The sequence below is a fragment of the Microlunatus sp. YIM B11417 genome (assembly GCF_059617205.1).
Map to the genome: position 1 here is coordinate 111,685 of NZ_JCAMPJ010000008.1, position 13,471 is coordinate 125,155.

Annotated in this window: 12 protein-coding genes; 4 read left to right on the forward strand and 8 right to left on the reverse strand. The window is 70.3% G+C overall.

Annotation, left to right across the window (positions count from 1 at the left end; all coding sequences use genetic code 11):
* Positions 1–68 precede the first annotated feature (68 nt).
* From ku to AC6CCG_RS28065, 6 genes are all read right to left on the reverse strand, one after another.
* Positions 69–875, reverse strand: coding sequence for a non-homologous end joining protein Ku (gene ku, locus AC6CCG_RS28040; protein WP_496658059.1), 807 nt, complete (start codon positions 873–875; stop codon positions 69–71).
* Positions 876–906: 31 nt separating this feature from the next.
* On the reverse strand, positions 907–1,896 hold the full coding sequence (locus AC6CCG_RS28045; protein WP_496658060.1) for a Gfo/Idh/MocA family protein: 990 nt from the start codon (positions 1,894–1,896) through the stop codon (positions 907–909).
* Complete coding sequence (locus tag AC6CCG_RS28050) at positions 1,893–3,137, reverse strand: ROK family transcriptional regulator (protein WP_496658061.1); 1,245 nt, start codon at positions 3,135–3,137, stop codon at positions 1,893–1,895. Before AC6CCG_RS28050 ends, AC6CCG_RS28045 begins: the two co-directional genes overlap by 4 nt.
* A gap of 94 nt (positions 3,138–3,231) precedes the next feature.
* The gene (locus AC6CCG_RS28055; protein ID WP_496658062.1) at positions 3,232–4,263 is read right to left on the reverse strand and encodes a LacI family DNA-binding transcriptional regulator; all 1,032 of its coding nucleotides are present in this window, start codon (positions 4,261–4,263) and stop codon (positions 3,232–3,234) included.
* A 33-nt stretch (positions 4,264–4,296) separates the two neighbouring features.
* The gene (locus tag AC6CCG_RS28060) at positions 4,297–4,773 is read right to left on the reverse strand and encodes a DUF6912 family protein (RefSeq protein ID WP_496658063.1); all 477 of its coding nucleotides are present in this window, start codon (positions 4,771–4,773) and stop codon (positions 4,297–4,299) included.
* Entirely contained in the window at positions 4,770–6,212 is a 1,443-nt protein-coding gene (locus AC6CCG_RS28065) for a WS/DGAT/MGAT family O-acyltransferase (protein ID WP_496658064.1), read from the reverse strand. Before AC6CCG_RS28065 ends, AC6CCG_RS28060 begins: the two co-directional genes overlap by 4 nt.
* Before the next feature lie 138 nt (positions 6,213–6,350).
* Between AC6CCG_RS28065 and AC6CCG_RS28070 the strand changes: the two genes are divergently transcribed.
* The 3 genes from AC6CCG_RS28070 to AC6CCG_RS28080 are packed head-to-tail and all read left to right on the forward strand — an operon-like array spanning position 6,351 to position 9,235.
* A complete protein-coding gene (locus AC6CCG_RS28070; protein WP_496658065.1) occupies positions 6,351–7,511 on the forward strand; it encodes a Gfo/Idh/MocA family protein in 1,161 nt (386 codons plus the stop codon).
* 20 nt (positions 7,512–7,531) lie between these two features.
* Positions 7,532–8,269: a GntR family transcriptional regulator gene (locus AC6CCG_RS28075; protein ID WP_496658066.1), complete on the forward strand. Its 738-nt coding sequence runs from the start codon at positions 7,532–7,534 to the stop codon at positions 8,267–8,269.
* A gap of 18 nt (positions 8,270–8,287) precedes the next feature.
* The gene (locus AC6CCG_RS28080) at positions 8,288–9,235 is read left to right on the forward strand and encodes an alpha/beta fold hydrolase (RefSeq protein WP_496658067.1); all 948 of its coding nucleotides are present in this window, start codon (positions 8,288–8,290) and stop codon (positions 9,233–9,235) included.
* A gap of 34 nt (positions 9,236–9,269) precedes the next feature.
* Here AC6CCG_RS28080 and AC6CCG_RS28085 read toward each other — a convergent pair whose 3' ends face one another.
* A complete protein-coding gene (locus AC6CCG_RS28085) occupies positions 9,270–9,767 on the reverse strand; it encodes a phosphoribosyltransferase (protein WP_496658068.1) in 498 nt (165 codons plus the stop codon).
* Positions 9,768–9,939: 172 nt separating this feature from the next.
* On the opposite strand from AC6CCG_RS28085, the gene AC6CCG_RS28090 reads away from it, so the two are divergent.
* Positions 9,940–10,476: an Rv3235 family protein gene (locus tag AC6CCG_RS28090; RefSeq protein WP_496658069.1), complete on the forward strand. Its 537-nt coding sequence runs from the start codon at positions 9,940–9,942 to the stop codon at positions 10,474–10,476.
* Positions 10,477–10,483: 7 nt separating this feature from the next.
* Here AC6CCG_RS28090 and secA read toward each other — a convergent pair whose 3' ends face one another.
* Positions 10,484–13,456 (reverse strand): preprotein translocase subunit SecA, encoded by a 2,973-nt coding sequence (gene secA, locus AC6CCG_RS28095; protein ID WP_496658070.1) that lies wholly within the window; start codon positions 13,454–13,456, stop codon positions 10,484–10,486.
* Positions 13,457–13,471 lie beyond the last annotated feature (15 nt).

The following is a 13,471-nucleotide window of genomic DNA, read 5'->3' on the forward strand; positions in this document are numbered from 1 at the left end:
ACGGATCGCGCCGGGACCTTGTCGCCGGGAATCATTCGCCACGACGCGGTTCGGCCGCCCCGCCGAACTCACATCGCCTTCTTCTCCTCCGCTCCCTCACGCCGCTTCTTGGCCGCCTCGACCGACGCCCGCAACGCGGCCACCAGGTCGACCACCTCGGCCTCCTCCGGCGCCTCGGTCTCGACCGGCAGCTCGACCCCGTCCAGCTTCGACTGGACCAGCTCCTCGATCGCCTCCCGGTACGCATCCGTGAACTGGGACGGGTCGAACTCGCCGGACAGCGCGTCGATGAACGAGCGCGCCATGTCCACCTCGGCCTCCGAGACGGTCACCTCGGCCGGCGGCGCCGCGAACGCGCCGTCGCGCAACTCGTCCGGCCAGAGCATCGTGTGCATCAACAGCACGCCGTCCTTGGGCCGGATCAGCGCGATCGCCTCCCGGGAGCGCAGCGCGACCTTGACCACGGCGCTCTGCCCGCTCTGGATCAAGGCGTCCCGGAGCAGCACGTACGGCTTCACGCCGGGCCCGTCCGCCTCCAGGAAGTACGTCTTCGCGAAGTAGGTGGGGTCGACCTCGTCCTCCGCCACGAACTGGACCACCTCGACCGACTTGGTCGTGGTCAGCGGCAGCGCGTCGAAGTCCTCCTTCTCGAGGATCACCATCCGGCCGTCGGCCGTCTCGTACCCCTTGGCGATCTCCGCGAACGGGATCTCCTGGTCGCACTTCTCACAGACCCGGCGATACTTGATCCGGCCCCCGTCTTCGGGGTGCACCTGACGGAAGCTGACGTCCTTCTCCTCCGTCGCCGAATACAGCTTGATCGGGATGGTGACCAGGCCGAAGGAGATCGCGCCCTTCCAGATTGAACGAGGCATGGGGCCAGTCTGCCCGATTCCACTGACAGGTTCAGGAAGCCGATGACTCCACGAAGGAGCGGATCGGCTCCGGCCGGTGCGACCGGGTCGAGGCCATCGCCTGCAGGGTCATCACGGTCGCGTACAGCCCGTCGGTGACATCGACCGGCGACGGCGCGTCCTCGCGGAGCGCCCGGAGCAGGTCCCGGCTCTCCTCGTGGAAGCCGGACTCGGTGCCCCGGAGCCGCAGCCTCTCCTGGCCACCCTCGGTGTAGACCAGCGTGGTCAGCCGGTCGGTCAGAGTGACCGCGCGGCCCTCCGCGAACAGTTGCAGGAAGAACTTGCTGGTCACCTGCGGCGTGTCACTGTCGCCCTGGATCCAGTTGCCGGCCACGTCGCCGTCGAACCGGAACACCGCGGACAGGTTGTCCACCACGCCGGTCGGCTGGTAGAAGTTGCCGCCCGTCGCGTACACCTCGATCGGGTCTCGGCCGGCCAGGAACCGGATCAGGTCCGTCGCGTGACAGCCCTGGGCGAGCACGTTGCCGCCGCCGCGGACCGGGTCGTTGGCCCAGAGTTGATCACCCCAGCGGACGTCCATCAGCTGCATGCTGATCATGAGCGGGTCGCCGATCAGCTCTCGGGCCTTGGCCAGAAGTTCGTAGTAGCGCATCTTGAACGCGACCATGAGCATCGCGTCCGAGGCCGCGGCGGCCTCGCGCACCTGGAGACACTGCTCCAGCGTCATCGCCAGCGGCTTCTCCACCATCACGTGCTTCCCGGCGGCCAGGGCCCGGCAGCAGAGGTCGGCATGGCTGTCGTGCTGGGTGGTCACGTAGATGATCTTGACGTCGTCGTCGGCCAGGATCCGGTCGAACTCGGTCGTGCCGTAGCCGCCGAACTCGGCCGCCATGGCGTCGGCACGGGCCTGGTCGATGTCGCAGTACGCGATCGTCTGCAGGCCGTCGATCTCGGCGATGCAGCGGGCATGGGTCGCGCCCAGCCCGCCGCAGCCGACGATGGCCACGCCGAAGTTGATCATGGGGTCCCCTCGAGTTCGTCGGACAGGATGCGGTTCAGGGAGTAGCTGTCGTCGAGGTGGCGGCTGAGCCAGAGCGCGGCGGCTCCGGCCGGTCCGTTCTCCTCGCTGGTCAGGGAAAGCTGGAGGTCGCGCCGGGACTCGCCGAGCGCGCGGCGGCGCACCTCACCCTCGATCGCGGCCAGCAGCGGAGGCCCGAGGCTGGCGGTCGGCCCTCCGATGATCACCGAGTCCGGGTTCAGCGTGTTGATCAGGTTGGCGATCACCAGGCCCAGGCTGCCGCCGACCTGATCCACCGCGGCGAGTGCGATCGGGTCGCCGCTCGCGGCCGCCTCGGCCAGGATCGGTACGGTGAGCGAGGCCAGCGCGCCGTCGATCCGCTGCCACAAGATCGAATCCTCCGGCCGGTCGGCCTCCCGGAGCCGGGACCGGACGGCACCGAGGATCGCCTCCTGCGACGCGTACGTGTGCAGGCAGCCGCGGTTGCCGCAGCTGCACAGCTCGCCGTCGGCCCGGACCGTGACGTGGCCGATGTCGCCGGCACTGCCGTCCCGGCCGAAGTAGAGCCGGCGGTCGATCACGATGCCGGCGATGATCCCGGAGCCGAGATAGACGTAGATCAGGTCCTGCGGGCCGTCCGGCTGGCCGTGCCCGATCACGCCGAGCGCGGCCACCTTGGCGCGGTTGGCGATCACCACCGGGATCTCGAGTTGATCTTCGAGGCGGTCGGCGACCGGCAGGTCCTGCCAGCCGTGGGTGAGCGCGACGACGACCCGGCGGCCGTCCCGGTCGACATTGCCAGGGGTGCCGAGCCCGAGGCCGACGACCGGTGAGCTCGCCGCGTCCCGTACCGTCCGGAAGCCGTCGGCGACCGCCGCCAGGACCCGGTCCGGGTCGGTGCCGGGCAGCGGCACCCGGTGCCGGTGGTACGGGTTGCCGTAGAGGTCGGTCAGGACGTACTCGCAGACCTCGTCGTTCAGCTGCGCACCGACCACCGTCCGCGCCGCCGGGTCGAACTCCAGCACTGCCCGGCTCCGGCCCCGGCCCTGCTGCAGCCGGCCGGTCTCCTTGATCAGGCCGCGTTCCAGCAACTCGCCGACGATCACCGATACGGTGGCCTTGCTCAGGCCGGACCGCTGCAGCAGTTCCGTTCTGGTGGTCGGGCCGTCGCGCCGGACGGCGTCCAGCAGGGCGGCCGAGTTGACGTCCCGTACACCGGCGGCAAGACCTCTATTGTTCGCCACATCGAACAATATGACAGGCTGATCCGGCGACGGTCAACGACCGTCTCGCGGCAACCTTCAAGATTAGATCGACGAATTGATCGATATCCAGGTCTCAGGTTGGCTTGGAACTCTCCCGGACCTCCAGCGTGTACGGGACCGTGAGCTGACTCGGCTCGGCGGCCGGGTCGGTGATCCGGGCCAGCAGCAGGTCGAGCGAGGCCTCGGCGATCCCGGCCTTGTCCGGCGCCACCGTGGACAGCGTCGGCGTGCTGTAGCGGCCGTCGTCGATGTCGTCGAAGCCGACCACCGCCACGTCCTCGGGCACCCGGAGCCCCGCCTCGTGCAGGGCGCGCAGGGCACCGAGCGCGATCAGGTCGTTGTAGCAGAACAGCGCGTCGGGCGGATCGCCGTGCTCCAGCAGGTGCCGGACGGCACCCGCCCCGTCGGTCCGGTGGTAGCCGCGGGTGACCACGACCAGGTCCTCGTCGTAGCCCAGCCCGGCCTCGTCGAGGGCCTGCCGGTAGCCCTCGGTCCGCAGCGCTGCCGTACCGCTGCGGTTCTGGTGGCCGAGGGCCGCGATCCGGCGCCGGCCCTGCCCGGCCAGATGGCGGGTGGCCGCAGTCGCGGCGGCGACGTTGTCGATCCCGACGTGGTCGATGCCGCGGCCGGTGATCCGTTCGCCGAGCAGGACCAGCGGGGTCCGGTCCCGGCGCTGCTCGAACTCGGCCCGGTCGGTGCGCAGCGGGCTGAACAGGATGCCGTCGACCATGCCCGGGTTCATCCCGCCCAGCACGAACCGCTCGGCCTCGGCGTCGCCCTCGGTCTGGTCGATCAGCACCGTGTAGCCGCGGCGGCGGGCGGCCTGCACGATCAGCCGGACCAGCTCGGCGAAGTACGGGACGTCGATCTCCGGGACCGCCAGGGCGATCAGCCCGGCCCGGCGCAGCCGGAGATTGCGCGCGCTCAGGTTCGGCCGGTAGCCGAGCTCCTCGATCGCCTGCCGGACCCGGTCCTGGGTGGCCGTGGCCACCGGACGGTTGCCGGACAGCACGTTGGACACCGTGGTCGGCGAGACCCGGGCCAGCGCGGCCACGTCGCGGACGCTGACGATCCGCTGCTCGGCGTCCGATTGCTGCTCGACCATGTCCGTAATCCTGACAGACGGGCCGAACGGGCTTCAGGACAGGCGGTCCAGCTCGGTCGGGTCGTACCAGAGCAGATCATGATCATCGAGCAGCGCGCCGACCTCGGCCCGGTCGATCGCGTCGGCGACCGGCTCCCCCGGCCGGACCGCGGCCGCGGCCTTCCGGACGGCGGCGGCCGCCTCCGGCTCGTCGAGGTAGAGCGCCCAGACCCGGTCCCAGGTCAGCCCGGTCACCGCCACCGCGCCGTACGGGTCGTCGAGATCCCGCGCCCCGTCCGCATCGGCGGCCAGCACCAGCCGCCGCTCGCCGACCTGGTCCGGGCCGGCCAGCAGCGCCTGCACGCCGGCGTGACAGAGCGCGGTGTAGCCGGCGTCCTCGGCGTCCTTCGGGGTGAACCCGGCCGCGCTGAGCAGGGCCGGTGTCACCGCGGACCCGCGCCGGTCCGGCAGCGTGCCGCCGTCCCGCAGCGCGGCGGCCTCGGCCACCGTCGCCGGTACGTAGACGATCATGCCTCGCCCCGCTGCCGGGCCTCGGTCAGTTCGCTCAGCTCGGCCAGCGCGTCGACCAGGGACTGGGTCAGCACGTCCAGATCGCTGATCGCGTCCCGGTCGGCGGTCAGCCCGAAGAACACCTCGCCGTCGTAGGAGGTCACGCCGATGGCCAGCAGGTGCCCGGCGGTCAGCGGCAGCACCGGGTAGCTCGCCACCAGCCGCTCACCGGCCGCGTACATGGTCCGCTGCGGTCCGGGCACGTTGGTGATCAACAGGTCGTGCCGGGCCCGGATCACCTCGCCGGCGACCCGGACGCCGAGCGCATGGATCGTGGTCGGTGCGAAGCCGGCGATGTCGGTCAGGGTGCGCGCGTCGACCGCGCGGCCGGTGTCCTTGTGCGCCTGCGTCGCGTACGCGATCTGGTGCAGCCGGATCAGCGGGTTCGGCTCCCCCACCGGCAGCGGCTGCACGTGCGGCGCGACCTGGCTGCCCAGCGAGGTCGGCTCGCCGTCGTCCTCGGTGACGCTCATCGGCACCACCGCCCGGACCACGGTCTGCGGGCTGACCGGCTCGCCGCGGGCCATCAGCCAGGAGCGCAGCCCGCCGGCGATCACGGCCAGGATCACGTCGTTGACGGTGTGATCATGCTCGGCCCTGATCTTGCGCAGGTCGGCCAGCGGCAGCGACACCCCGGCGTAGCGGCGTTGCTCGGACAGCACCCCGGTCAGCGGCGACGTGCTCGGCGGGCGGGTCCCGCGCAGCGCGTCGCCGGCCAGTTCGCCGAGTGCCCCGGCGATGCCGCCGACCGCCTCGCCGATCGCGATCGCCGTGCCGAGGGCGCCGGTCAGCGCGCCGCGGACGTTCTCCACGGCCAGCTCCGGATTCCGTACCCCGTCCAGCACGGAGTTGATCAACAGCTCGGCGTCGGACGGCTCCGGGACCGGGTGCCAGTTGGCGCTGCCGAACCCGTCCGGCGGCGGGTCCTGCTCGTCCTCCAGCAGCACCTGACCAAGATCGACTCCGTCCACCCCGTCGATCAGCAGCAGGTGCGACTTGGCCACCAGGGCGAACCGGTTCCCGGCCAGTCCCTCGACCAGATAGACCTCCCAGAGCGGGCGGGACCGGTCCAGCCGGCGGGCCAGCACCCGGCCGACGAACTCGCGCAGCTGCTCCATCGTGCCCGGCCGCGGCAGCGCGGACCGCCGGACGTGGAAGGTGAGGTCGAAGTGCTCGTCGTCCACCCAGACCGGACCGGCCAGGTTCGCCGGCAGGAAGCGCAGCCGCTGCCGGTAGCGCGGGACGTAGGCGAGCCGCTCCCGGATCAGCCCGATCAGCCGCTCGTAGTTGAACCCGTCGCCGTCCGTGGCGAAGATGTCCACGGTCCCGATGTGCCCCGGCGCCCGCGCCGTATCGAGCGCGAGAACCGACACCTCCTCGGGCTTCAGCCGTTGCGGCATCACACCTCCCGCCCTTCGGTCCCTGAGCCTGTCCAAGGGCGAGCCCGACCGGCCAGTCCCTTCGACAGGCTCAGGGTGCGTTCTGTCTGGCGACCACCGTACTACCCGGGCTGCGGTGGATGACCGAGACTGATCACCATGACTTCTGCCGACTCCCCCGTCCGCGCCGCGATCATCGGTTTCGGCTGGATGGGTCAGGTGCACGCGCGGGCCTACCGCCGGCTGACCCAGCACTACCCCGACCTGCCGGCACCGGAGCTGGTCGCGGTGGCCGAGATCGGCGACGGGGAACGGATCCGGCGGCTCGCCGCCGGCTACGGAGTGGACACCGTGCTGGGCGACTGGCGCGAACTGCTGGCCCGCGATGATCTTGACCTGATCAGCGTCACCACGCCCAACTTCCTGCACGAGGAGGTCGGGACGGCGGTGGCCCGCAGCGGCCGGCATCTCTGGCTGGAGAAGCCGGCTGGCCGTGATCTTGCCGAGACGACGGCGATCGCGGACGCGGTCGCGACCGCGGGGGTCCGGTCGGCGGTCGGCTTCAACTACCGCTACCCGCCGGCCGTCGAGGCGGCCCGGGAGTTGATCATGGACGGCCGGCTGGGCCGGGTCACCATGGTGTCGATCCGGATGCTGGCCGACTACTCCGCCGACCCCGGCGGCGCGTTCTCCTGGCGGTTCGACCAGGCGCTCTCCGGCAGCGGCGTGCTGGGCGACCTGGTCTGCCATGGAGTTGATCTTGGTCGTTACCTGGTCGGCGAGATCGAGTCGGTGATCGCCGACGACGCGATCTTCATCGCCGACCGGCCGGAGGCGGGCTCCTCGACCTCCCACTTCGCCCAGGGCAGCGGGCCGTCCCGCCCGGTCCAGAACGAGGACTACCTGTCCGCCCTGCTGCGGTTCGCCGGCGGGGCCCGCGGGGTGCTCGAGTCCTGCCGGACCTCGGTCGGCGATCAGTGCCGGTACGGCATCGAGGTGCGCGGCACCGAGGGCGCGCTGGCCTGGGACTTCCGCCGGATGGGCGAGCTCGAGGTCTGTCTGGACGGCGGCCGGGCCGGCGCCGCGTACCGCACCGTGCTGGTCGGGCCGGAGGCCGGCGACCTCGGCGCGTTCCAGCCGGCGCCGGGCATCGCGCTGTCGTACGACGATCTCAAGGTGATCGAGCTGCACCGCCTGATCACCGCGATCCGGACCGGCAACGAGACCGGCGCGACCATGATCGACGCCGTCGCGGCGGCCCGGGTCGCGGCGGCGCTGAGCCGTTCCATCGAGCAGAAATCCTGGGTCGACGTCGGCTGAGCAGGCTTACGATGTCAGCCATGGTCGGCCGCCGCCTCGACATCACGCTGGACCGGTCCGCGGCCGAGCCGTTGTATCTCCAGCTGTCCCGCGCGATCGAGCGCGCCATCGCGACCGGCGAACTGGCCGACGGCGACCGGCTGGAGAACGAGCTCTCGCTGACCGACCGGCTCGGCGTCTCCCGGCCGACCGCCCGGCAGGCGATCCAGGAACTGGTCAACAAGGGCCTGGTGGTCCGCAAGCGCGGCGTCGGCACCCAGGTGGTGCGGTCCAAGTTCAGTCGCGACGAACGGTTGTCCAGCCTGTACGACGATCTGATCGAGGCCGGCAAGACTCCGGCCACCCGGCTGCTCGACTTCCGGATCGCGCCGCTGCCGGACGAGATCGCGCAGCGGGTGTCGCTGCCGGCCGGCGAGCCGTATCTGCAGCTGCGGCGGTTGCGGCTGGCCGACGACCTCCCGCTGGCGGTGCTGGCCAACTACCTGCCGGCCCGGATCGAGCTCGACCCGGAGGACCTGGAACGGCACGGCCTCTACCCGTGCCTGCGCCGGGCCGGGGTGAACCTCAAGCTGGCGCACCAGCGGGTCGGGGCGCGGCTGGCCAGCGAGGAGGAGGCGGACCTGCTCGGCGCGATGCCGCCGCTGGCCTGCCTGACCGCGGACCGGCTGGCGTACGACGACTCGGGGCGGCTGGTCGAGTACGGCCGGCACATCTACCACGCGGCCCGCTACAGCATCCGGTCGTCGCTGGCCGTCTAGCCCGAGGGGAGGCGCGACGTGAACGAACCCGTGGACGTGCAACAGCGAGTGACGCTCGGCGGGCTTGAGCAGCAGATCGTCGTTCGAGGCGCCGATGCCCGCAATCCGTTGTTGCTGATCCTGCACGGCGGCCCGGGCTTCGCGGAGATGCCCCTGTTCTCCACGTACAACGCCGACCTGGAGGCACACTTCCTGGTCGTCCACTGGGATCAGCGCGGCGCGGGCCTGTCCTACTCGGGCACCATCCCCGTCGAATCGATGACGATCCGCCAGTTCGTCGCCGACGCACTCGAGCTGATCGCTTGGCTGACCGCCCGGTTCGGCCAGGACAAGCTCTATCTCGTCGGCCACTCGTGGGGCAGCCTGATCGGCGCGACGGTCGCCAGCGAGCACCCGGCACGGGTGCACGCGTTCATCAGCGTGGGTCAGCTCGTGGCCGGGTTGCGCAACGAGCAGCTGTCGTACGGCTTCACCCTGCGTCGAGCGATCGAGGCGGAGAACCACGAGGCGGTCAGCGCGCTGCGAGCGATCGAGGGCCGGTACACCCCGTCAGGTGGGCTGACGTTCGCGGATCTCGTGGTGCAACGGGGCTGGCTCGACCGATTCGGTGGCCAGACCCACGGTGACACCGGGGCGCTGTTCGACGGCGTCGACCCGCAGCTTCGTGAACAGTACTTCGGCGAGATCTCGGCGGCCGCGCAGGAGTTCTCGTTCGCCTGCCTGCTGGACGAGCTGCTCGCGGTCGATCTGCGGCGCACGGCCCGCACGTTCGAGGTTCCGGTCTACTTCGCGGTGGGGCGGCAAGATCACAACACGCCCGCCCAGCTCGCGGTGGAGTACTTCGAAGCGATCGAGGCACCAGCGAAGGAGCTGCACTGGTTCGAGCAGTCGGCTCACATGGTCCCGTTCGAGGAACCGGCGAAGTTCAACGCGCTGCTGACCGACGTCGTGCTGGGTCGTCGCTAGGAAGGCGCCCGAACCTGTCCGTGGTCCGCGAGCGTCAGGACTCGGCGGCGCCGCCGCGGCTGACGACCGGAGGCTCGACGGACCACGGGAAGGTGATCCAGTGGTCCGTCGTCGCCCACGCGTAGTCCGGTTCGACGATCGACTGGGACTTCCGGTAGAGCACGGCGGTCCGCGCCTCTGCGACATGGCCGCTGCAGAAGTCGTGCACGAGTTCCAGCGTCTTCCCGGTGTCCGCCACGTCGTCGACGACCAGCACCGTCGCGTCGTCCAGGTCGGTCGCGTCGAGGAACGGCGGCAACATGACCGGCACGTCCAGCCGCTCGTCGATCCCGGTGTAGAACTCGACGCTGATCGTGAACAGGTTCTTGCAGTCCAGCGCGTACGCCAGCGCGCCGGCCGGGATCAGCCCGCCGCGTGAGATGCCGAGCACGATGTCGGGCCGGAACCCGCTCTCGGCCACCGAGGCGGCCAGCGCACGGCTCGCCGTACCGAAGATGGGCCAGGTCATCGCTTCGCGTTCGGCGGTCACCATGGCGATCACCCTAACGAGGGATGGTGACGATCGTTCGTCATCGGGCCGAACTGCCCATCCCTGACGCATCGACCGGTCAGTTCTGCAGCGACACGCCGCCAGAACCGCTGCTTTTCTGACCGGTCGGCGGATGGGGGTGGACGTGGGCTGCGGGTTGGGGTGGGGTGACGGCATGTCAGGCCCACGTCTGTTACCGGCGGTCGAATCCCGGCCGCCCGCGATCGGTTGGTTCGCCGCGCTGACCCGCCCGCTCCCGGTGCCGTCCGGCCAGCCGAGCCTGCTCGACGCGCCAGGCTGGCCGGAGCAGCCTGGGCCGGCCGTGATCACGGTCGAGGACGACAGCTGCCGGTGGCAGGTGACGCCGGACCCGCGCGTGCCGGATGCGGCCACCTGGTCCGCCTCGCTGGCGCTGGCCGCGGTCGAGGTGATCCGGGGCCGGCGGCCGCTCGGGCAGCTGTCCCGGTGGCTCGACGATGATCAACTCGACCGGCTGGCCGGGCTCGCGACCCGGCCAGGCCTGGTGTCGACGATCCCGCGCGGCCGACCGGTATGGCAGGCCTGGGTGCAGTCGGCCCGGGCGCAGCACCCGGCCGGTCTGGTCGCCGAGGCCGCCGTCCACGTGCGGATCGGACCGGCATCGATTCCGGTCGCGCTACGCCTGGAGGTGATCTATGACCGCTGGCTCGTCACCGACCTGCGGCTGCGCTGACCGGGGTTCAGCGCTGCGCGCTGGACCGGCCGTGGCACAGCTTGTACTTCTTGCCGGACCCGCACGGGCACGGTGCGTTCCGGGACGCGTTCGCGTACGGGTCGTCCTCGGCCTTCTTCGCCGTCCGGGAACTCCCGTCGGTGTTCGACCCGGAGTACGACAGCTGCCGCGACCGGCCGCCCCCGTCCAGGCCCTTGCCGCGCAGCTGCGGCCGACCGCTCGCCCCGACCGTCTCCGGCTCCTTGGCGTCCTCGGACTCGGCCAGCTCGGCGGCCGTCGCAGCGGCCAGCTCCTCGTTGGTCGGCTCCTCGACCCGGTTCACCTCGACGCCCGGTCCGTCCGGGTCCGGCCCGGACTCGATCCGCGGCTTCGCCTTCGCCTTGCCCCGGGTCTTGCCCTTGCCGTTCGTCCGGCCGGCACCGTTCTGACCCGAACCGTTCTGGCCCGAGCCGACCTGCACCGGCGCGCCCTGGGCGTCGGTCGCGACGCCGACCTTCGCGGCCGGCTCGACCTCGACCTCGATGTGGAAGACGAAGCCGACGACCTCCTCCATGAAGGCGGCCATCATCGCGTTGAACATCGCGCCGCCCTCGCGCTGGTACTCGACCAGCGGATCGCGCTGCGCCATCGCGCGCAGACCGATGCCCTCGCGCAGATAGTCCATCTCGTAGAGGTGTTCCCGCCACTTGCGGTCCAGCACCGTGAGCAGCACCCGCCGCTCCAGCTCCCGCATCACCTCGGCGCCGAGCTCCTCCTCGCGCTTGTCGTACGCGGCGGCGGCGTCGGCCTTGAAGTCGTCGATCAGCGTCTGCCGGTCGAGGTCCTCGGTGTCGTAGTCCTCGATCTTCAGCGAGACCGGGTAGAGCGTCTTGACGTTGGTCCAGAGCTGTTCCAGATCCCACTCGTCGGCGAAGCCCTCGGTGGCATTCGTGACGTACTGCTCGACCACGGTGTCCACCGTGTTGCGCAGCTGCTGCTCGACGTCGGCGCCTTCGAGCACCTTCCGCCGGTCCCCGTAGACGGCATGCCGCTGCCGGTTCATCACGTCGTCGTACTTGAGGATGTTCTTCCGGGTCTCGAAGTTCTGCGACTCGACCTGCGCCTGCGCGCTGGCGATCGAGGACGACACCCGCTTGTTCTCGATCGGCTGGTCGTCGGGCACCTTGAGCGCCTGCAGCACCCACTCCACGATGTCGGACTTGAACAGCCGCATCAGGTCGTCGCCGAGCGACAGGTAGAACCGGCTCTCGCCCGGGTCGCCCTGCCGGCCGGACCGGCCGCGGAGCTGGTTGTCGATCCGCCGCGACTCGTGCCGCTCCGAACCGATCACGTAGAGGCCGCCGAGCTCGACCACCTCGTCGTGCTCGGACTTCGTGGCCTCCTCGAGCTCCTCGAGCACCTCCGGGTAGAGCTTCTCGTACTCCTCGGAGTGCTCGACCGGGTCGATGCCCTTGTCCTGCAGCTGCTTGTCGGCCATGAACTCCGGGTTGCCGCCGAGCATGATGTCGGTGCCGCGGCCGGCCATGTTGGTGGCCACCGTGACCGCCTTCTTCCGGCCCGCCATGGCGACGATCGCGGCCTCGCGATCATGCTGCTTGGCGTTCAGCACCTCGTGCTTGACGCCGGCCTTCTTCAGCAGCGCGGACAGGATCTCCGACTTGGCCACCGAGGCGGTGCCGATCAGGATCGGCTGGCCCTGCTCGTGCCGCTCCACCACGTCCTCGACGATGGCGGCGAACTTCGCCTCCTCGGTCCGGTAGATGTAGTCGCGCTGGTCCTCGCGGATCATCGGCTCGTTGGTCGGGATCGGGACCACGCCGAGGCCGTAGATCTTCTGGAACTCCGCCGCCTCGGTCATCGCCGTGCCGGTCATCCCGGCCAGCTTGCTGTACATCCGGAAGTAGTTCTGCAGCGTGATCGTGGCGAGGGTCTGGTACTCCTCGCGGATCTGCACCTTCTCCTTGGCCTCGATCGCCTGGTGCAGGCCCTCGTTGTAGCGGCGCCCGACCAGCGTCCGGCCGGTGTGCTCGTCGACGATCAGCACCTCGCCGTCGACGACGACGTAGTCCTTGTCCTTCTTGAACAGGTCCTTGGCCTTGAGCGCATTGTTCAGGTACGAGATCAGCGGCGTGTTCGCGGACTCGTACAGGTTCTCGATGCCGAGCCGGTCCTCGACCACCTCGATGCCGGTCTCGAGGATCGCGACCGTGCGCTTCTTCTCGTCCACCTCGTAGTGCTCGTCGCGGCGCAGCCGGTCGACCAGCTTGGCGAACTGCGGATACCACTCGTGGCTGTCCTCGGCCGGGCCCGAGATGATCAGCGGCGTCCGCGCCTCGTCGATGAGGATCGAGTCGACCTCGTCCACGATCGCGAAGTGGTGCCCACGCTGCACGCAGTCGCTCAGCTGGAGCGCCATGTTGTCGCGCAGGTAGTCGAAGCCGAACTCGTTGTTGGTGCCGTACGTGATGTCCGCCGCGTACGCCTTCCGCCGCTCGGCGGGCGTCAGCCCGGAGAGGATGACGCCGACCTCGAGGCCGAGGAAGTGGTGGATCCGGCCCATCTGCTCGGACTGGGTCTTGGCCAGGTAGTCGTTCACGGTGACGACGTGCACGCCCTTGCCGCTGAGCGCGTTCAGGTACGACGCCAGCACCGCGACCAGGGTCTTGCCCTCACCGGTCTTCATCTCCGCGATGTTGCCGAGATGCAGCGCCGCGCCGCCCATCAGCTGCACGTCGAAGTGCCGCTTGCCGAGCACCCGCCGGCTGGCCTCGCGAACGGTCGCGAAGGCCTCCGGCATCAGGTCGTCCAGGCTGGCGCCGTCCTCGAGGCGTTTCTTGAACTCGTCGGTCTGGGAGCGCAGTTCCTCGTCCGACATCTCCTCGAAGTCGGGTTCGATCTTCGTGACATAGTCGGCAATCGCCTTGAGCCGGCGCAGCGTCTTGCCCTCGCCGACCCGCAGCAACCTATCCATCAAGCCCACGGCGGTCTTGGCTCC

Coding starts and splice junctions, on each gene's coding strand:
- ku (WP_496658059.1), bottom strand. CDS start 875: ATGCCTCGTTCAATCTGGAAGGGCGCGATCTCCTTCGGCCTGGTCACC.
- AC6CCG_RS28045 (WP_496658060.1), bottom strand. CDS start 1,896: ATGATCAACTTCGGCGTGGCCATCGTCGGCTGCGGCGGGCTGGGCGCG.
- AC6CCG_RS28055 (WP_496658062.1), bottom strand. CDS start 4,263: ATGGTCGAGCAGCAATCGGACGCCGAGCAGCGGATCGTCAGCGTCCGC.
- AC6CCG_RS28060 (WP_496658063.1), bottom strand. CDS start 4,773: ATGATCGTCTACGTACCGGCGACGGTGGCCGAGGCCGCCGCGCTGCGG.
- AC6CCG_RS28065 (WP_496658064.1), bottom strand. CDS start 6,212: ATGCCGCAACGGCTGAAGCCCGAGGAGGTGTCGGTTCTCGCGCTCGAT.
- AC6CCG_RS28070 (WP_496658065.1), top strand. CDS start 6,351: ATGACTTCTGCCGACTCCCCCGTCCGCGCCGCGATCATCGGTTTCGGC.
- AC6CCG_RS28075 (WP_496658066.1), top strand. CDS start 7,532: ATGGTCGGCCGCCGCCTCGACATCACGCTGGACCGGTCCGCGGCCGAG.
- AC6CCG_RS28085 (WP_496658068.1), bottom strand. CDS start 9,767: ATGGTGACCGCCGAACGCGAAGCGATGACCTGGCCCATCTTCGGTACG.
- AC6CCG_RS28090 (WP_496658069.1), top strand. CDS start 9,940: ATGTCAGGCCCACGTCTGTTACCGGCGGTCGAATCCCGGCCGCCCGCG.